The following is an 18,660-nucleotide window of genomic DNA, read 5'->3' as shown; positions in this document are numbered from 1 at the left end:
GAGCAGCGCCGCGCCGGCCCGGCCGGCGTCGCCGCCGAGCGCGCTGCGCACGACCGGCGGGCGCTCGCGCCACGCCAGCCCGGCGCTCATCCGCTCGCCGAGCGGGCCGAAGAGTGCGTCCCCGGCGTGCGACACCCCGCCGCCGAGCACCACGAGGCCCGGGTCGAGCAGCAGGGTGAGGATGTTGAGCCCCTGTGCGAGCACGTCCAGTGCCTCCGACCAGATGCGGTCCGCCAGCGGGTCCCGGCCGAGGCGCTCGACGATCCGCCGGGTGCTCAGCGCCTCCCCTCCGGCCGCCCGGTACCGCCGCGCGACGCCGGCCCCCGACATGTAGACCTCCAGGCAGCCGCGCTGTCCGCACGTGCACGGCTCTCCGCCCGGGAAGACCGGGATGTGGCCGAACTCGCCGGCGGCGCCGGTCGCGCCGGTGACGGCGCCGCCGGACGAGACGAGGGCGGCGGCGACGCCCGTGCCGATCGGCACCAGGGCGAAGTCGCCGTAGCCGCGGGCCGCCCCGCTGTTCCGCTCCGCCAGCCCTGCCGCGCGCACGTCGTGCCCGACGGCGACCGGCAGACTCAGCTCGGAGCGCAGGATGTCGAGCAGCGGCACATCCCGCCACCCCAGATTCGAGGCGTAGTGCACCAGCCCGCGCTGCTCGTCGAGCATTCCGGGTGTCGCCACTCCCGCCCCGACGACGTCGTGCCCGTCCTCGGTGGCAGCGCGCCGGAGGTCGTCGAGCATGCCGACCAGGGCGGTGAGGATGCCGTCGGCGGGCGTCGCCCGCGTCGACTCGGAGACGGTGGCCCCGTCTTCGGCGACGACGGCGCCCTTCATGGCGGTGCCGCCCAGGTCGACGGCCAGGACGACGGGAAGCGCGCTCATGCGAGCCGCTCCCCAGCGGCGGTCGGTGCAGCGCCAGCGCCAGCGCCAGCGCCGGACACCGCATCCACCACCCCACGCACCACGTCAGCCGAGGTCACCTCGCGCGAACCATGGTCGTACGCGGTCGGCGCTCCAGCGGCCACCGTCGCGACGGTGAGCGGCGCGCGCAGGTGCACCTCCCGCACCCCACTGCGCTCGACCAGCTCGGCCGCATTCGCCGGGCGGACGCCGCCACCGGCGAGGACCGCTATGCGGTCGCCCGCCTGCTTCACCAGCCGGGCGAGCCCGTCGGCGCCCTCGAGCGCGCTGGGCGCCCCGGCAGAGGTCAGCACCCGGCTGACGCCGAGGTCGACGAGCTGCTCGAGGGCTTCTGCGCGGTCCGGCAGCTGATCGAAGGCCTTGTGGAACGTCACGGGCGCCTCTCCGCACGCAGCCACCAGCCGCCGGGTGGCGTCCGCGTTGATCCGCCCGTCCGCCCGCAGTGCGCCGAGCACGAACCCCAGGGTCACCCCCGACGGGTTGGGCAGGGCGCGCATCGAGTGGATGTCGTCCACCATCGCCTGCAGCTCGTCCTCGTCGTAGACGAAGTCGCCGGGCCGCTGGCGGATGAGCACCTGGATGCCGATCCGCCGGGCGGCGCGCAGCGCACCGGCGACGGTCCCGATCGAGGGCGTGATGCCGCCCTCGGCCAGCGCGGCGCACAGTTCGACGCGGTCGGCGCCCGCCTCCTCCGCCACCCGGACGCCGGCGAGGTCGTCCAGGCAGATCTCGACGGAGGTCACGCGAGGCGCCCCAGCGCCGCCTCGAGGTCCCCACCGAGCTCGATCGCGCCGACCGGCGCACCGCCGCCGAGCACCGGCAGGTCGACCAGTGCGCGGGCGCCCTCGATCGGCGTGCCCAGCGCCTCCAGCACCCGCAGGGCGATCAGCGTGGTGGCGCGCGGGCTGCCGTCGACGATCTTCATCGCGACCGATGTGCCATCCGCCGCCGCGACACCGATCACACCCTCCGCGCCGCCCTTCGCGAGAGCGCCGGGGACCGTCTCCATCAGCGTCGTGTTCTGGTGCCCGGTGCCCCCGACGTAGTACGGGTGCTCCCGCATCGCGTCCGCGACGGCGCGCTCGGGCGTCCCGGGGTCGGCCTGCACGAGCCGGCCGAAGGCGCGCGCGATCCCGCGCACGCTGGTGCCGAACAGGGGAGCGCCGCAGCCGTCGATCGCGTCGTGGCCCACCGGCACTCCGGTGAGGCGGGCCATGGTGTCGCGGATGTGCTGCTGCAGTGGATGCGCAGGGTCCAGGTACCCGGCGGTCGGCCAGCCGTTGGCGGCGGCCGCGAGCAGCATGGCGGCGTGCTTGCCGGAGCAGTTCATCCGCACCCGCGAGCGGCCCTCGCCGTCGCGGACCATCCGCTCGAACGTCTCCTCGTCCTCCGGCCGGTCGACCGGGCAGCCGAGCGCCGCATCGTCGACGCCCGCGCGCGCGAGCAGCTCCCGCACCAGGCGCACGTGCTCGTCCTCACCGGTGTGGCTGCCCGCGGCGATGGCGAGCGCCGGGCCGGAGAGCTCGGCGCCTGCGGTGAGGCACCCGAGCGCCTGCAGCGGCTTCACGGTGCTTCGCGGCAGCACCACGGCATCCACGTCACCGAGCTCGATCAGCGGCGCTCCGGACGGGTCGAGGCCGACCAGACTGCCGAAGTGCCTGCTCTCGATGAGGCCCGAGCGGCGCACCACCGCCAGCTCGGCCAGCGCCGGCGAACCGGTGGACGAGGGGATGGACACGGTGGGCGCGGCGTCACTCATGGTCGCCTTTCGAGACGGGGAGGGAGGCGGAGTCCACGTCAGCGTCGTCGCCCTCCACGGCCGAGACGACGGGAAGGGACGGCAGGATCGGCTGGACGGCCGCGGGCGTCGCGGTCCGTCGCCGCGAACCGCGCTGCAGCCGCGAGGCGAACGCCGAGAGGCTGCCGTTGACGATCAGGTAGATGACGGTGACCGCGACGTAGGTCGGGATGAGCAGGTGCAGGTACGAGGCGAGCACCTGGCCGCGGTAGAGCAGCTCGGTGAAGGCGACGATGTAGCCGAGGGACGTGTCCTTCAGCAGGCTGACGAACTGCGTCACGAGCGACGGCGTCACGTTCCGCACCGCCTGGGGGAGGACCACGTACGTCATCGCCTGCGCCGGGCGCATCCCGAGGCTCAGGGCGGCCTCGCGCTGACCCCGCGGGAGGCTGAGGATGCCCGCGCGGATGATCTCGGCGAAGACGGCCGCATTCGCGATCGTCAGCGGCACGACCAGCTTCCACAGGGTCGGCAGGTTGATGCCGATCTGGGGCAGGCCGAACAGCATGAGGTAGATCACCAGCAGCACGGGAACGGTGCGGGCGATCTCGATGTACAGGCCGCAGAGGAAGCGGATCCACCGCACGTGGCTGATCCGGCCGAGGGCGAGCAGGACGCCCAGCAGGGCGCCGAGCACTGCGACGATCGCCGCCGCCTCCAGCGTGCCGAGCAGCCCGACCAGCAGGTACTGCCAGATCGGCCACTCCGTGAAGGGCGCCCAGCGCTCCGGCGCCAGCTGTCCGTGGGAGGCGAACTGCCAGAGACCGGCGCCGATCACGATCGCGAACAGCGCGATGCTGACGATCGACCCGAGCAGGATGCGACGGCGGCCGCGCGGGCCGGGCACGTCGTAGATGAAGGAGGCGCCGTACCGCTGCGTGGAGCGGCCCGCGGCACGCCGCGTGGAGCGTCGCCCGGGCGCAGGGCGGTCGGGGATGAGCTGGGCGGTCATCGGACGATCGCCACCTTCCGTTCGACCCAGCCGGCGGCGAGGCCGATGGCGAGGGCGATGGCCATGTACACGAGTCCAGCGCTGGAGAAGATCAGGATGGGCTGCGCCGCGACGAGGTTCACCTTGTTGACGGCGGCGGTCAGCTCGACCACGCCGACCGCGGCGGCGAGGGCCGTGTTCATCGCGAGCGCGATCATCACGTTGCCGATCGGCTGGACGACGGCCCGCAGCGCCTGCGGCACGACGACGTAGCGCAGCGACTGCCAGAGGGTGAGACCGAGCGCGCGGGAGGCCTCCACCTGTCCGACCGGAACCGTGTTCACTCCCGAGCGGACGGCTTCGGCCACGTACGCGGCCTCGTAGACGGTGAGCACGATGATAGCCGTCGGCGTGAGCGGCAGCAGGATGCCCGCATCCGGAAGCGCGAACACGGCGAGCAGGAGCAGGGCCAGCAGCGGCACGTTGATGAAGAACTGCACGTAGAGGAACGCCGCGGCGCGCAGCACCGGGATCGGGCTGACGCGGGCGATGGTCACCAGCACCCCGAGGACGATGGAGCCGACGCCGGCCACCACGGCCATCAGCAGGGTGGTGCCGAGCGCCTGGACCAGGGGTCCGAGGTTGTCGATCAGGGGGTTCATCGGTCTCTCGTCGCAGCGATCGGGGAGGAGGCGGGGGAGGGCGGGATGCCCGGTGAGGTGGCCGGATGCGCGCGGACGTGGGGGTCGCCTCACACGCGCACCCGGCCGGTCTGTTCGGAGGCGTCGCCTCCGGGTTTCAGGAGCCGGGGCTCAGGAGCCGGGGCTCAGGAACCGGGGACCGAGCCGATCTCCGGCGGGGTGGGCACGTCGGAGTCGGTCACGGTGCCGAGCGTCGTCTTCCACGCCTTGCCCCACTGGCCGCCCTTCTGGATGGTCTTCAGCCAGTCGTTGACGAACTTCTTGAAGTCGTCGTCGCCGTGCTTGAGGCCGATGCCGTAGGGCTCCTTGGTGAAGGGCTGGCCGACGACCTTGATCTGCTTCTCGCTGGCGGCGTCGCTGGCGAGCAGGGTGTAGTCCTGCACGTACGCGTCGCCGCGGCCCTGGATCAGCGCCTGCACGGCGGCCGGGTCGGTGCCGAACGCGGTGACGGTCGCCTTCGGGGCGATCTTCGGCACCTCGGTGACGGCGGGCGTGTTCGCGCCGACGATCACGGTCTTGCCGTCGAGGTCCTTGTAGCTCGAGATGTCCTTGTTGTCGCTCTTCACGGCGACGGCCAGGCCGGACTCGAAGTACGGACCCGCGAAGTCGACCTGCTTCGCGCGCTCCTCGGTGATCGTGTACGTGTTGAACACGACATCCACGGTGTCGTTCTGCAGCATCGCCTCACGCGTCTCGGACGCCGGCGGGACGATCTCCACGTTCGGCTTGCCCAGGATGTAGGTGGCGAGCAGCTTGGCGAGCTCGGCGTCGAAGCCGTTCACCTTCGACGGGTCGGTCGGGTCCTGCTGCGACAGCAGCGGGGCGTCGAGCGCCTCGGCGACGATGAGCTTGCCGCGCTTCTTGATCTTCTCCATGGTCGAGCCGGAGAGGATGAGGTCGGCCTTGGCGACCGGCGCGCCGGCGAGCACGGAGTCTCCGGACGCGGTCGAGCTGGCGTCGCTGCCGGGCAGTGCCGTGTTTCCGGAACAGGCGGTGACGGCGAGCGTCACGGCCGCGAGCAGGACGCCGGCGACGGCGCTCTTCCTGCGGATGCTGCGGGTCATGGGATGCATCCCTTTCTGATGTGGACGGGGTGTGATGTGGAGCGGTGGTGCGCGGCCTCGTGCGACGCGGGGGTCAGTGCGACAGCACGGAGGCCAGGAACGACTGCGCCCGCGCGGTGGCCGGCGAGTCGAAGAACTGTGCGGGCGGGGCCTGCTCGACGATCTGGCCCCGGTCCATGAAGACGACGCGGTCGGCCGCTCGGCGTGCGAAGCCCATCTCGTGCGTGACCACGATCATGGTCATGCCCTCGGACGCCAGGGAGGTCATGACGTCGAGCACCTCGCCGACCATCTCCGGGTCGAGGGCGCTGGTCGGCTCGTCGAACAGCATGACCTTCGGCTGCATCGCCAGGGCGCGTGCGATGGCCGCACGCTGCTGCTGGCCGCCGGAGAGCTGTGCCGGGTGGCTGTCCGCCTTGTCGGCGATGCCGACGCGGTCGAGCAGCTCCATCGCCTGCGCCTTCGCCGCCTCCTTGCCGAGCTTGCGGACCTTGAGCGGCGCCAGCGTGACGTTGTCGAGGATGGTGCGGTGCGCGAAGAGGTTGAACGACTGGAACACCATCCCGACCTCGGCGCGGAGCTTCGCGAGGGGCGCTCCCTCGGCGGGGAGCAGTTCGCCGTCGACGCGGATCTCCCCGGAGTCGATGGTTTCGAGGCGGTTGATGCTGCGGCACAGCGTCGACTTGCCGGATCCGGACGGACCCACCACGACGACGACCTCACGCTCGGCCACGTCGAGGTCGATGTTCTGCAGCACGTGAAGGTCGCCGAAGTGCTTGTCGACTCCGCGCAGGCTGACCATCGGCCGTGCGTCGGTTGCTGTCATCGTTCCTCGCATCGTTGTCGGGCAGGTTTCGATGAGCGTACTAAGTGTGCGCCGATAACCGCAATATCGAATTTACTTCATGCGATATCGAACAAAGTCGGTACAGTATCCTCAACGCAGTGCGGGCGATGGACGCTCGCCGTCGAGGGGATGCCATGACGAGCACGATCGAGGGGACGCCGGTTCAGACCGGCCCCGGCACGCCGGGAGGCATCCTCGACCTCGTCCGCTCCGGGCGTTCCCGCTCGCGCGCCGACCTGGCTCGGAGCACGGGACTGTCGCCCTCCACCGTCTCCCAGCGGGTGGATGCGCTCATCGCCGCCGGCTACCTGCGCGAGGCCGGAGCGGGCGTCTCCCACGGCGGCCGCCGTCCGCGCGCCCTCGAGGTGGATGCTTCGACCGGCGTGGTCTGCGCCGCCGACCTCGGCTCGCACCACGCGACCTTCGGGCTGATCGACCTCTCCGGCCGCCTGATCGCGTCCCGCACCGAACGCATGGACATCGCCGAGGGACCCGCGGCCGTGCTCGGCTGGATCGCCGCCGTCGGGCGCGAGCTCACCGCCGCCCACGCGGCGCCCGGCCAGACGCTGCGCGGATTCGGGATCGGCCTGCCAGGCCCGGTCGACTCCACCACCGGTCGCATGGTGTCGCCCTCGCGCATGCCGGGATGGAACGGCGTGGATGTGGCCGCCGAGCTGACCGCGATCAGCGGTCTCCCGGCCGCTGTTGACAACGACGCCAATCTGATGGCTCTGGGGGAGTACGACCGGCTGGGCGGCGAGGTCGGCGAGCTCGTCTTCGTGAAGGCCGGATCGAGCATCGGGTGCGGCATCGTCGCCTTCGGCGGCGTCTATCACGGGCACCACGGCATGGCGGGCGACATCAGCCACGTCACGGTGCCCGGCGCGCCGGACGTGCTCTGCTCCTGCGGCCGCATCGGGTGCCTGGATGCGGTGGCCGGCGGCGCGGCGATCGTGCAGGCGCTGCGCGCCTCCGGCGTCGACATCTCCGACACCCGGGAGGTGCTGGCCCTCGCGCGGGACGCGCATCCCCGTGCCACGCAGGAGCTGCGGGAGGCGGGACTGCGCACCGGCGGCGTGCTCGCCACCATCATGAACTTCTTCAACCCCCAGCGCCTCGTGCTGGGCGGCATCCTCGGGGAGGCGGAGGCGTTCGTCGCCGGTGTCCGCTCCGCCATCTACTCCGCCTGCCTTCCGATGATCACCGACCAGCTGGACATCGCGGTGAGCGTCGCCAAGGAGAACGCGGGCATCGGCGGTGCCGGCCGGCTCATCCTCGACTCGGTGTTCGACCCGGCGCGCGTCGACCTCGTCGTGCGATGACGGACGGCGCGCCGCAGCACGCCGCCGCGCGGCACGGCGCCGCGCGCCATGCCGCCGCGATCGTCGGCGCCGGCCGGATGGGACGCGCGCACGCGGCCGCCTGGCGGAGCGCCGGGGTGCCGGTCCGCTGGGTCGTCTCTCCGCGACACCGGCCGGACCTGGCCGATGCGCCGGACGCCCGCTGGGCCACCGCACTCGACGAGGTGCTGGCGGATCCGGACGTCACCATCGTGTCCATCTGCACACCCACACCGTCGCACGCCGATCTCGCGGTGCAGGCGCTGGAGGCCGGCCGGAACGTGCTGCTCGAGAAGCCGATAGCGCTGACCATGGACGACGCACTGCGGGTGCAGGATGCGGCATCCCGCGCCTCCGGACTCCTGATGGTGGCTCACGTGGTCCGCTTCTTCCCGGGATACGCCGCCCTCGCGGAACGCGTGGCGGCCGGCTCGGTGGGACGCCCGCGCGTGGTCCGGGCCTCCCGCATCTCCGACCGGCCCGTGGGCTACGACTGGCTCGAGGACGAAGCGCGGTCGGGCGGAATGCTCGTCGACTTCGCCATCCACGACATCGACCAGGCGGCGCTGCACCTCGGGCGTGCGGTCGCCGTGACCAGCGTGCCGCTGCCGGGAGCCGGTTTCGGCGCGCCGGTCGTGACGACGATCGAGTACGCCGGCGGCGGTGCCGCCCAGCTGCTCAGCGTGTCGGATCTTCCTCCCGGTTCGCCGTTCCGCACCGGCTTCGAGGTCGTCGGCGACGCCGGGGTGGATGCGGCCGAGCCGGACGCCGGGGACGCCTTCGCCGAGCAGGCGCGGTACTTCGTGCGCTGCGTCGACACCGCCGAGACGCCGACGCGCGCCCCCGTCGGGGCCGCGGTGGAAGCGCTGCGTGTCGCCCTGGCCGCACGCGAATCCGCGCGCACCGGCCGCCGCGTCGCGCTGCGGGAGTGATCCGTCCCGCCCGGTAGGGTGGGCGCGTGAGCGACAAGTGGTGGCAGTCGGCGGTCGTCTACCAGGTCTATCCGCGGAGCTTCGCGGACAGCGACGGCGACGGCATCGGCGACCTGCGCGGCATCATCCAGCACCTCGACTACCTGAAGACGCTCGGCGTGGATGTGGTCTGGCTGTCCCCGATCTACGCGTCGCCCCACGACGACAACGGCTACGACATCAGCGACTACCGCGCGATCGACCCGCTGTTCGGCACCTTCGCCGACTTCGACGAGCTGCTCGACGGACTGCACGCCCGTGGGATGAAGCTCGTGATGGACCTCGTCGTCAACCACACCTCCGACGAGCATCCGTGGTTCATCGAGTCGGCGTCGTCGACCGACAACCCGAAGCGGGACTGGTACTGGTGGCGGCCGGCCCGGGACGGCAAGCAGCCGGGTGAGCACGGCGCCGAGCCGAACAACTGGGGCTCGGCATTCTCCGGCCCCGCCTGGCAGCTCGATCCGCAGACCGGCGAGTACTACCTGCACCTGTTCTCGCGCAAGCAGCCCGACCTCAACTGGGAGAACCCGGAGGTGCGCGAGGCCGTCTACGACATGATGAACTGGTGGCTCGACCGCGGGGTCGACGGCTTCCGGATGGACGTCATCAACTTCATCTCCAAGGTCACCGACCTGCCCGACGGCGAGATCCCGGCCGGCGGCCTCTACGGCAACGGCTACCCGTACTTCGGTCAGGGCCCGCGCATCCACGAGTTCCTCCACGAGATGCACCAGCGCGTGTTCACAGGCCGTGGCGACCGCTACCTCACCGTCGGCGAGATGCCCGGCGTCGACATCGAGCAGGCCCGCCGGTTCACCGACCCGCAGAACGCGGAGCTCGACATGGTGTTCCAGTTCGAGCACGTCGACCTCGACCACGGGCCGGGCGGCAAGTGGGACTACCGGCCCGTGTCGGTGCTCGACCTCAAGCGCAACCTCTCGAAGTGGCAGGAGGGGCTCGCCGGGCTGGGCTGGAACAGCCTCTACTGGAACAACCACGACCAGCCGCGCGTCGTCAGCCGTTTCGGCGACGACGGCGAGCACCGGGTCGCCTCCGCAAAGGCGCTGGGCACGGTGTTGCACCTGATGCGCGGGACGCCGTACGTGTACCAGGGCGAGGAGCTCGGGATGACGAATGTGCCGTTCGCCTCCATCGACGACTTCCGCGACATCGAGACGCTCAACCACTACGCCGAGGCGGTCGACATCCAGGGCGAGCCCGCCGAGGATGTGCTTGTCGCGCTGCGGCGGACGAGCCGCGACAACGCGCGCACGCCGATGCAGTGGACCGGCGGCCCGAACGCCGGCTTCACCGCGGGAACGCCGTGGATCACCGTCAACCCGAACGCCGCGGAGATCAACGCGGAGGCGGAGGTCGGCCATCCCGGCTCGGTGTTCGCGCACTACCGTGCCCTCATCGAGCTGCGCCATCGGTCGCGGGTGGTGGCGACCGGCGACTACGAGCCGGCGCTCTCCGAGCATCCGCAGATCTTCGCCTACACGCGCTCGCTCGGCGACGAGTCGCTGCTGGTGCTCGCGAACCTCACGGGCGACGACGCGCAGTTCGATCCCCGGGAGCTTCCGGGATGGGCCGATTCGGAGGTCGTGCTGGCGAATCTCGGGACCGGCTCCGCCGCATCGGGGCGCCTGCGTCCGTGGGAGGCGGTCGTCCTCGCCCGTCGCTGAGCGCGCCGGGTCCGGGGCGGCCCGCTCGATCCGTGCCTTGCGCGGCGGCGCGCCGTGGTGTGGGATGGGCGGCACCATCGGACGGGAGGCGCACATGGGCGAGTACGTGGCGAGGGCGGAGATCGATGTGGAGGCTCCGCGACGCACGGTGTGGCGGGTGCTGACCTCGAACGGAGCGCATCCCGAGATCATGTTCGGCGCCGAAGTGGTGTCCGACTGGCGCCTGGGCTCGCGGATCGTGTGGCGAGGCGAGTGGCAGGGCCAGAGCTTCGAGGACCACGGCCGGGTGATCGAACTGGAGGACCTGCAGGAGCCGTGGCGGATCGTGCTGACGCACTTCAGCCCGTTGAGTGGCCTGCCGGACGAGCCGGAGAACTACCACACGCTCCGCTTCGAGCTGGATGAGATCCCCGGCGGCACACGGATCACGCTGGACCAGGACAACAACCCGACCCGCGAGGCGGCCGAGCACTCGCGCGCGAACTGGGCGAAGATGCTCGAGGGCGTGAAGGTGGTCGCGGAGCGGCCGTCGGTCTGAGCCGGTCGCGCTCCGTTCCGTGGCGGCCTGGTCCGGTCGCGGCCCGGGTCAGTCGCCGAAGGCTTCGCGCAGGAATGCCGTGAGGAAGACGTCGAACGCCTGAACGGTGCCGGTGCGGTCGCCGGTGATGAGGAAGCCGAAGTGCAGGCCGGCGGCCGAGTCGACGAGCCAGTGCGCGAGCACCCCCGCGCGACGGCTCTCGATGCCCTGCTTCTTGAGCCACGTCTTGACCGTGTCCCGCCAGTGGACGAACGACGTGGTGACGCGCTTGCCGATGTCCGGGTCGATCGGCTCGAGGGCGCCCGCCTCGAACTGCAGCCGCAGTGCGGTGCGGTTGTTCTCGCGCAGGGAGTGGCGGAACGCCTCCTTGTACCAGTCGCGGAACTGGTCGCGGTCGAAGGCCGTCACGTCGACGCCCGTCAGCGACTCGGACTGCTGGCGCACGCCCTCCTCGAGGATCGCGTCGATCATCTCCTGCCGCGAACCGAAGTGGTAGACGAACGAGTAGGTGCTGACGCCGAGCGCGGTCGCCAGGCTGCGGAAGGTCATCCGCGAGAGAGGTTCGGTCGCGACATGGTCCATGATGCGGCCGAGGAGCTCCGGCTTGCGATTCGGATCTGGTGTGCGTCCCACGCGATAACACTAGTCCGAATATCACACCCGATGGATAGACAGCTCGGCCGCTATGACCTGTGGCGTAGGTGCCCGGCCCGGGCCCCGTAGTGGGGCCCGGACGCGGGTTCAGGGCTTCTTGCCCGGAGGGTTGCCGCCGTTCCCGTTCCCGGGCCCGGCGCCCGGCGCGGGAGCCGGAGCCCCGGGCGCGCTCGGCGCCGTGGGAGCCGGCTTGGGCACCGCGGGCGCCGTCGTGTACTTGCCGATCGGGGACGGGAAGGCCGCTCCGCCGTACGCGGCGTTCAGGGCGGTGATGACGCGCTTGGCGATCGAGAACTTGACGTTGCCGCCGCCGACGCCCTGGAAGCTCTGGCTGCGGAGCGCGACGCCGCCCTGCACGTTGCCCACCCAGGTGGCCTGAGCGACCTTGGTGGAGGAGGTGACCAGCCAGTTCTCGACCGAGTTGTCGGTCGTGCCCGTCTTGCCGAAGATCGGGATGCCGTCGCCCGGGTTCGCGGATGCCGCCGTGCCGCCGCCGCGCAGCACGCCCTGGAGGGCGAAGATCGCGGCCGCGGCCACCTGCGGGTCGATCGGATGCGTCGAGCACTGCGACTTGGGGACCGTGTGCTCGGTGCCGTCGGCGTTCACGATCTTGTCGATCGCGACCGGGCTGCAGGCGACGCCGTTGTTGGCGAGACCGGCATAGGCCGTGGCCATCGTGAGCGGCGCGATGTAGTTGGTGCCGAGCACCGACGACGGGTTGGCCATGAACTTGTTGGCCTGCTCGTCCGCTCCGTGCACCAGGAGGTCCTGCGCGCGCTCCTTGATGCCGCAGAGGTCGAGCTGCGTCGCCATCTTGGCGAACACCGTGTTGATCGACTGCGCCGTCGCGTTCATCACCGTCGTGGCGGTGACGGTCTCGCCTTCGTCGTTCGCGACCGGCCACGGCGCCCCGCCGATGTCGTTGCACGGGTCGCTGGCGTGGAACTGGTTCTGCGGGAACAGGTGCTGCGTCCCGCTCACCGTCTGGTAGAGGGAGTGCCCCTCCTGCAGCCACTCGAGGAGGTCGAACACCTTGTACGCGGATCCGGTCTGGAAGCCCTCGGACCCGCCGTAGTCGTAGTCGGTGTTGTAGTTCACCGCCGTCGTGCCGGGTGCCGGCTGCGCCGTGTTGTCGTACGGCCGGTTCTGCACCATGGTCACGACGCGTCCGGTGCCCACCTCCACTGCCACGTTCGACGAGCCGAGGTCGAGCCGCGGGCTGGTCGGCGGGATGTACGCGCTGACCGCCGCCTGCGCCTGGTTCTGCAGGTCGAGGTTCAGGGTCGTGTAGATCTTGAGACCGCCGCGGGTCAGGAAGTTGGAGCGGTCGTCCTCGGTCTTGCCGAAGATCGGGTCCTGCTCGATCACACGCTCGACGTAGTCGCAGAAGAACGCCGCGTTGTACTGCTGCGCCGTCATGCAGCCGTTCTGCGTCGGGGTGATCTTCGGCTCGACCTTGGTGGCACGCGCCGCGTCGTGCTCCTCCTTGGTGATCTTGCCGTTCGCGAGCATCCGGTCGAGCACGTAATTGCGCCGGTCGAGCGTCTCCTGGTAGCCGTTGGCCGCGCCGTTCTCCTTGTCGTCCGGACGGTCGATGCGCAGGTTGTCCGGGTTGTTCAGGATGGCGATCAGCGTGGCCGCCTGCTGCACGTTGACGTCCTTCGCCGGTACCCCGAAGTAGTACTCGGCCGCCGACTGCACGCCGTAGACGCGGCCGCCGAACAGGGCGATGTTCAGGTAGCTCTGCAGGATGTCGTTCTTCGAGTACTCCTTCTCGAGCCCGATCGCGTAGCGCATCTCCTTCAGCTTGCGCGAGGGGTCGACCTTGGTCGCGTCGTCGTAGCAGGTCTCGTACGCGGCCAGCTGCTTCTTCTGCACCGCGTCGGTCGCTGTGGGATCCGGCTGCTTGTTCTCACACCGCTGCACGAGGATGTTCTTGACGTACTGCTGGGTGATGGACGATCCGCCCTGCACCGACTTGTGCAGCGCCGTGAGCACCGCGCCGCGCAGGGTTCCCGTGACGTCGACGCCCCCGTGCTCGTAGAAGCGCGGATCCTCCGTGGCGATGGCCGCGTCCTTGAGGTTCTGCGAGATGCCGTCCCAGCCGACCTCGATGCGGTTCTGGGAGTAGAACGTGGCGATCGGGACCTGCTGGCCGTTGCTGAGCGCGTACATCGTGGAGGCCTGAGCCAGCGGCTCGACCTTGATGTACTCGGGCAAGCCGTCGAAGACGCTGATGGTCGAATCGGCCGCCGAGCCCGTCAGGGCCACCGCCGGCGTCACCGCCGCGGCGGCGAGCACCCCCGCCAGGCCGCTCAAGGCGACGAAGCCGACAAGGGCAGGCGCCCATCCCCATCTCATGCGTCTTCTCCTCGTTAGAACCGTGCGTCCGTGGCGGCAATCTTACGCGTCGCCGCTCGCTGCTCCGGCAGGCGTGCGCTCAGGTTGGGGGAAGAGCGAAGGTGTCCCGAACCTGTGGAGGGATCCGGGCGGGGATGGGGTCAGGAGGGATCGCGCAGCTTGTCGCACAGATCGGCGAGGGTCTCGAGCTCCTCGGGCGAGAGACGGCCTCCGACCCGATCTGTGATGGTCTTCATATGGTCGACGGCGACCCGCCGGAACATCTCGAATCCGGTGTCCGTCAGGCGGATCAGCGTGCCGCGCGCGTCCGAGGGCTCCGGCTCCTTGGCGACGAGCCCGCGGGCGACGAGCCGGTCGACGAGACGGCTCACGCTCGGCTGGGTGAGCAGCACGTGCTTGTTCAGGTCGCGCAGCCGGAGCTCGCGGTTCGGCTGGCGCGACAGGTTGAAGAGCACGTCGTACTCGTTGAACGAGATGTCCCGCGTCGGGAACTCCGCCGCGAGCGTCCGCATCACAGCGACCTGTGCGCGGAACAACGACTCCCAGGCGGCCACCGCGCTGATCCGCGCGCGACTCGTCGATCCCTGCGTCGCCGTCTCGGCCATGGCACACCCTCCCGCACCTGCTCAATGCATTCGCATCTTCTCATCATGAGCGTTGGTCAGCATCCGTGCCACCACGGGACGGGAGGAGGGGAGGCGCGTGAGAGGACGGGCGGGGGAAAAGATTGAGGGCCGACCGCAGAGGCTAGCGGCCGGCCCTCTCCCTTGCACCAAGAGTGTCCTGCAATCACATTCCGCGATGGCTGCCACAGCAAACAACCATTGCTCTTGAACTATATAACGAAGAGGTAACGGCATCTAGTTACCAAGTCGTTATTTTTTCTGCGAATTGTTTATGCGTTCTCCAGCGGGACGCTGGGCGCTATGGTCGGGCTCGTGGACGACTCCACGGCCTTCCAGGGCTCGATCCCCGAACACTACGACTCCGGTCTCGGACCGGTGCTGTTCCGCCACTACGCCGACGTGCTGGGGGCGGCCGTCGCCGAGGCGCGCCCGCGGCGCATCCTCGAGACCGCGGCCGGCACCGGCATCTCGTCCGCTGCCATCGCGGCCCGGAACCGGGACGCCCAGCTCGTGATCACCGACCTCAACGCCGAGATGCTCGAGCTCGCACGGCACGCGCTGCCCGCGACCGCCCGGGTGGAGGTGGCCGACGCGCAGGCGCTTCCGTTCCCCGACGCGTCGTTCGACGCGGTCGCCTGCCAGTTCGGCATCATGTTCGTGCCCGAACTGCCGAGGGCGTTCCGCGAGGCGCGGCGCGTCCTGGTGCCACGCGGTGTCTTCCACTTCTCGGTCTGGGACAGTCATGCCGAGAACCGCTTCGCCGCGATCGTCGACGGCCTCCTCGCGGAGACCTTCCCGGACGACCCGCCGCCGTTCTACAGCGTGCCGTTCCGGCTGAGCGACGTTCAGGCCCTGCGCACCCTCGCGCAGTCCACCGGATTCCGGTCCGTACGGATCGACGTGGTGCCCCACGACGCACCCGTCGTCTCCTGGGAGGGATTCGCCGACGGTCTCATCCGGGGCAACCCGGTCGCGGACCAGCTGCGGCGCCGATCCGCCGACCTCGACGCGGTCGTGGCGGAGGTGGCCCGGCGGCTGGACGCCGAATACGGGGCCGCCCCCACCACGATCCCGGTGCAGACGATCTTCTATCGAGCGACGGTCCGCTGATCACGAGGGTGCACCGGCGACGTCACCACACGTACGTGAAGAAGCCCGCATCCCAGCCGATCGTGACGGCGAGGATGACGCGGACGAATCCGAACACGAGCTTCAGTGCGCCGAGGGCGATGGCCCAGAGCGCGAGGGCGCGGCCGCGCTCACCCGTGCGGTTGATCTGCGAGAGGGCGATGGCGCCGAAGATCACGGCGAGCGGGCTGGCGATGAAGACGAAGACGAAGCCCAGGATGGACATCGTGTTCAGCTTGGCGGTGGACGTGGCAGTTGACATGCGTTCTCTTTCGCTGGGGTGGATGGCGGCGGCGCGATTGCGCCCGCCGCTCATTACGACGGAGGCCGCAGGCGTTCGTGACGGAAAAGCTGCGAAAGCGCTGGACGTGAACATCCGAAATCGAATACTCTGTTTCGAATAATCGATCGGAGGCGTCCTGTGGCGAAGCGAGCTGTGGCGAATCCGCTGGCTCTCGCCGTGCTGGCGTGCCTCTGGGAGCGCCCCATGTATCCGTACGAGATGACCACCACAATGCGCGAGCGGGGCAAGGAGGACAGCATCCGGCTGAACTTCGGCTCCCTGTATTCGGTCATCAAGTCGCTCGAGAAGCACGGCTTCATCGAGGTCGCGCAGACGGAGCGGGAGGGCAACCGGCCCGAGCGCGTGGTCTACGCCATCACCGAGTCGGGTCGCCGAGAGGCCGAGGAATGGCTGCGCGAGCTGATCGAGCTGCCGGTCAAGGAGTACCCGGCGATCGAGACCGGGCTCTCGCTGCTGCCGATGCTCCCGCCGCAAGTGGCGGCCGGCCTGCTGGAGAGCCGCCGCGACCGCATCGACGACGACCTGGCCGCGCGCCGTCTGCTGCAGGAGCAGACGAAAGGCCTGCCCGAACTGTTCATGGTCGAGTTCCACTACCGGGTGGCCGTGCTGCAGGCCGAGCGCGCCTTCGTCGCCGACCTCGCCGCCCGCATCCGCGACCGCTCGATCGGCGGGTACGACGCCTGGGAGGAGCTGCACCGGCTGCTCGCCGACGGAGTCGGCATGGAGGAGCTGACCGAGCGCATCGCCGCCGGCGCCTTCGGGAAGGAGGCGGCCGACCCCGAACCGATTACATAACACGGGCGAGCATGAACGATGGCCGGAGAGCGGCAACTCTCCGGCCATCCACACCTTCAGTCGTTCCGTGAGGAACCTGCGTCAACAGTCACCGAGGGCTGTCTTCAAGGATATCCCCGTGCCGGTGGCTGCCATCGAAAAAGAGAGGAAAGCCACCATGGCACCCGCAACCGGGCCGGCGCTCGCCGCCGCCCATCTCGTGAAGACCTACAGCGGCGGCAGGGGCAAGCCCGCCGTCCGCGCCCTCGACGACCTCGGCTTCGAGGTCGAGGCCGGGACCGTCTTCGGTCTGCTCGGCCCCAACGGAGCCGGCAAGTCGACCACCATGAAGATCCTGTCCACCCTGGCGAGTCCCGACTCGGGCGCCGCGTACGTCGCCGGGATCGACGTGGCCCGGCATCCTTCCCGCGTGCGGCGGGTCATCGGCTTCGTCGCCCAGAAGCCGGTGTCCGACCCGTCCGACACCGGCGCCGAGAACCTGGTGCTCGCCGGGCGGCTGCAGGGGCTCTCCGGTCGGGAGGCCACAGCCCGCGCCCGTGAGCTCCTCGAGCGGTTCGGCCTCACCGAGCACGCCGGACGCCAGGTGAAGTCGTACTCCGGCGGCATGGCCCGCAAGCTAGACGTCGCGATCGGCCTGATGCACCGGCCGGAGGTGCTCTTCCTGGACGAGCCGACCACCGGACTCGACCCCGAGGCCCGCGCCGAGCTCTGGCTGGAACTGGAGCGGATGACGGCCGACGAGCAGCTGACGGTGCTGCTCACCACCCACTACCTGGACGAGGCCGACCGGCTCGCGGACCGCCTCGCGATCGTCGACCACGGCCGGGTGGTGGCGGGCGGCACGCCCGAGGAGCTCAAGAACGGGCTCCGCGGCGACGCGATCATCGTCGAGCTCCGCGGCGACGCCGACCCCACCGCAGCGCTCGCCGCCCTGGACCGGGTGGATGCGCTGCGCGAGATCGGGGGAGACGGACGGACACTGCGAGCCCGCGCCGACAGCGGAGCGGCCACGCTCCCGCTCGCCCTCGCCGCCCTGGAGGCCGCCGGCGTCGCCGTCGCCTCCGCCACGGTCGCCCGGCCGAGCCTGGACGACGTCTACCTGCGGCACACCGGCCGCACCTTCACGCGGGCGCAGGAGTCCGCCGAGTCCGTTCTGGAGAGCGCATCATGACCACCATCGCCGTCACCCCGTCCCGGACCCTGCGCCGCGGCGGCCCGACCTTCTTCCGTCACACGCTCCTGTTGACCGGCCGTCAGCTGCGCGCGGCGTGGCGGATGCCGGCCTTCCTGGTGATGAACCTGGTGCAGCCGGTGATCTGGCTGCTGCTGTTCGGGCAGCTGTTCAAGTCGGTCATCGAGATCCCCGGCTTCGGCGTCGGCCAGAGCTACCTCGAGTACCTCACGCCGGGCGTCGTCATGATGCTGGCCCTGTTCGGAAGCGCCTGGTCGGGCACGGTCTACATCCAGGACATGGACCGCGGCGTGATGGACCGCTTCCTCACCTCGCCGACCAACCGCGGGGCGATGATCGTCTCGACGCTCGTCTACCAGTCGATCCTCGCGGTCGCGCAGTCGCTCGTGGTGCTGGCGATCGCGTTCTGGGCGGGGGCGCGGTTCGACGGCGGCCTGGCCGGCATCCTGCTCCTGCTGCTCGGAGTCGTGCTGCTGACCGCGGTGTTCTGCTCGCTGTCGAACGCCGTCGCGCTGCTCGCGCGCGAGCAGACTGCGCTGATCGGCATCTCGCAGCTGATCACGCTGCCGCTCATGTTCCTCAGCTCCGCGATCATGAACACGAAGCTGTCGCCGGAATGGGTGCAGAACGTCGCGGCCTACAACCCGTTCGAGTGGGCCGTGATCGTGGGACGCCAGGCGCTCAGCGCGCATCCCGACTGGGGCGCTCTGTGGGCGCATGCCGGGCTGCTCCTGGCCCTCGCGGTCGTCATGGCCGCCTGGGCGACGAGCGCCTTCCGCGTCTACCAGCGCTCGCGCTGAC

The 18,660-nt window shown here is 70.4% G+C and carries 19 protein-coding genes; 8 read left to right on the top strand and 11 right to left on the bottom strand.

The features are described 5' to 3' along the window. The 7 genes from ACTJI1_RS12060 to ACTJI1_RS12030 form a co-directional block, all read right to left on the bottom strand. Positions 1-882, bottom strand: an 882-nt coding sequence (locus ACTJI1_RS12060; protein WP_440742830.1) for an ROK family protein, incomplete at its 3' end; no start/stop codon positions are given. Continuing rightward, complete coding sequence (locus ACTJI1_RS12055; RefSeq protein WP_440742829.1) at positions 879-1,664, bottom strand: copper homeostasis protein CutC; 786 nt, start codon at positions 1,662-1,664, stop codon at positions 879-881. The genes ACTJI1_RS12055 and ACTJI1_RS12060, both read right to left, overlap by 4 nt. After that, positions 1,661-2,680, bottom strand: coding sequence for an asparaginase (locus ACTJI1_RS12050; RefSeq protein ID WP_440742828.1), 1,020 nt, complete (start codon positions 2,678-2,680; stop codon positions 1,661-1,663). The genes ACTJI1_RS12055 and ACTJI1_RS12050 overlap by 4 nt, the downstream gene beginning before the upstream one ends. After that, entirely contained in the window at positions 2,673-3,671 is a 999-nt protein-coding gene (locus tag ACTJI1_RS12045; protein ID WP_440742827.1) for an amino acid ABC transporter permease, read from the bottom strand. Before ACTJI1_RS12045 ends, ACTJI1_RS12050 begins: the two co-directional genes overlap by 8 nt. Next, positions 3,668-4,312, bottom strand: coding sequence for an amino acid ABC transporter permease (locus tag ACTJI1_RS12040; RefSeq protein ID WP_310133307.1), 645 nt, complete (start codon positions 4,310-4,312; stop codon positions 3,668-3,670). Before ACTJI1_RS12040 ends, ACTJI1_RS12045 begins: the two co-directional genes overlap by 4 nt. A 164-nt stretch (positions 4,313-4,476) precedes the next feature. Then, on the bottom strand, positions 4,477-5,415 hold the full coding sequence (locus ACTJI1_RS12035; RefSeq protein WP_310133310.1) for a glutamate ABC transporter substrate-binding protein: 939 nt from the start codon (positions 5,413-5,415) through the stop codon (positions 4,477-4,479). Between the two features lie 73 nt (positions 5,416-5,488). Continuing rightward, positions 5,489-6,241 (bottom strand): amino acid ABC transporter ATP-binding protein, encoded by a 753-nt coding sequence (locus ACTJI1_RS12030; RefSeq protein ID WP_310133313.1) that lies wholly within the window; start codon positions 6,239-6,241, stop codon positions 5,489-5,491. A gap of 155 nt (positions 6,242-6,396) precedes the next feature. On the opposite strand from ACTJI1_RS12030, the gene ACTJI1_RS12025 reads away from it, so the two are divergent. The 4 genes from ACTJI1_RS12025 (at position 6,397) to ACTJI1_RS12010 (ending at position 10,799) form a co-directional block, all read left to right on the top strand. Then, a complete protein-coding gene (locus ACTJI1_RS12025; RefSeq protein WP_440742826.1) occupies positions 6,397-7,584 on the top strand; it encodes an ROK family protein in 1,188 nt (395 codons plus the stop codon). Further along, positions 7,581-8,534 carry a Gfo/Idh/MocA family protein gene (locus ACTJI1_RS12020; protein ID WP_440742825.1) on the top strand — a complete coding sequence of 318 codons (954 nt, stop codon included), beginning with the start codon at positions 7,581-7,583 and terminating at the stop codon, positions 8,532-8,534. Before ACTJI1_RS12025 ends, ACTJI1_RS12020 begins: the two co-directional genes overlap by 4 nt. 26 nt (positions 8,535-8,560) lie before the next feature. Then, positions 8,561-10,261 (top strand): alpha-glucosidase, encoded by a 1,701-nt coding sequence (locus tag ACTJI1_RS12015; RefSeq protein WP_440742824.1) that lies wholly within the window; start codon positions 8,561-8,563, stop codon positions 10,259-10,261. A 64-nt stretch (positions 10,262-10,325) separates the two neighbouring features. Continuing rightward, positions 10,326-10,799 (top strand): SRPBCC family protein, encoded by a 474-nt coding sequence (locus ACTJI1_RS12010; RefSeq protein WP_440742823.1) that lies wholly within the window; start codon positions 10,326-10,328, stop codon positions 10,797-10,799. A gap of 48 nt (positions 10,800-10,847) precedes the next feature. Here ACTJI1_RS12010 and ACTJI1_RS12005 read toward each other — a convergent pair whose 3' ends face one another. From ACTJI1_RS12005 to ACTJI1_RS11995, 3 genes are all read right to left on the bottom strand, one after another. Beyond that, positions 10,848-11,432 carry a TetR/AcrR family transcriptional regulator gene (locus tag ACTJI1_RS12005; protein WP_310133327.1) on the bottom strand — a complete coding sequence of 195 codons (585 nt, stop codon included), beginning with the start codon at positions 11,430-11,432 and terminating at the stop codon, positions 10,848-10,850. 108 nt (positions 11,433-11,540) lie between these two features. After that, positions 11,541-13,814 carry a transglycosylase domain-containing protein gene (locus tag ACTJI1_RS12000; RefSeq protein WP_440742822.1) on the bottom strand — a complete coding sequence of 758 codons (2,274 nt, stop codon included), beginning with the start codon at positions 13,812-13,814 and terminating at the stop codon, positions 11,541-11,543. 140 nt (positions 13,815-13,954) lie between these two features. After that, the gene (locus tag ACTJI1_RS11995; RefSeq protein WP_310133331.1) at positions 13,955-14,419 is read right to left on the bottom strand and encodes a MarR family winged helix-turn-helix transcriptional regulator; all 465 of its coding nucleotides are present in this window, start codon (positions 14,417-14,419) and stop codon (positions 13,955-13,957) included. 333 nt (positions 14,420-14,752) lie between these two features. On the opposite strand from ACTJI1_RS11995, the gene ACTJI1_RS11990 reads away from it, so the two are divergent. Beyond that, positions 14,753-15,550 (top strand): class I SAM-dependent methyltransferase, encoded by a 798-nt coding sequence (locus ACTJI1_RS11990; protein ID WP_440742821.1) that lies wholly within the window; start codon positions 14,753-14,755, stop codon positions 15,548-15,550. Positions 15,551-15,572: 22 nt separating this feature from the next. Here ACTJI1_RS11990 and ACTJI1_RS11985 read toward each other — a convergent pair whose 3' ends face one another. After that, the gene (locus tag ACTJI1_RS11985; protein WP_440742820.1) at positions 15,573-15,830 is read right to left on the bottom strand and encodes a DUF4190 domain-containing protein; all 258 of its coding nucleotides are present in this window, start codon (positions 15,828-15,830) and stop codon (positions 15,573-15,575) included. 159 nt (positions 15,831-15,989) lie between these two features. On the opposite strand from ACTJI1_RS11985, the gene ACTJI1_RS11980 reads away from it, so the two are divergent. The 3 genes from ACTJI1_RS11980 (at position 15,990) to ACTJI1_RS11970 (ending at position 18,659) form a co-directional block, all read left to right on the top strand. Next, positions 15,990-16,667: a PadR family transcriptional regulator gene (locus tag ACTJI1_RS11980; RefSeq protein ID WP_310133336.1), complete on the top strand. Its 678-nt coding sequence runs from the start codon at positions 15,990-15,992 to the stop codon at positions 16,665-16,667. A 157-nt stretch (positions 16,668-16,824) separates the two neighbouring features. After that, positions 16,825-17,838 (top strand): ABC transporter ATP-binding protein, encoded by a 1,014-nt coding sequence (locus ACTJI1_RS11975; protein ID WP_440742819.1) that lies wholly within the window; start codon positions 16,825-16,827, stop codon positions 17,836-17,838. Next, positions 17,835-18,659 (top strand): ABC transporter permease, encoded by an 825-nt coding sequence (locus tag ACTJI1_RS11970; protein WP_310133340.1) that lies wholly within the window; start codon positions 17,835-17,837, stop codon positions 18,657-18,659. Before ACTJI1_RS11975 ends, ACTJI1_RS11970 begins: the two co-directional genes overlap by 4 nt. Position 18,660 lies beyond the last annotated feature (1 nt).

The sequence above is a fragment of the Leifsonia sp. 22587 genome, assembly GCF_052044215.1.
Taxonomy (GTDB): domain Bacteria; phylum Actinomycetota; class Actinomycetes; order Actinomycetales; family Microbacteriaceae; genus Leifsonia; species Leifsonia shinshuensis_C.
This window is presented reverse-complemented; position numbering and strand designations above follow the sequence as displayed.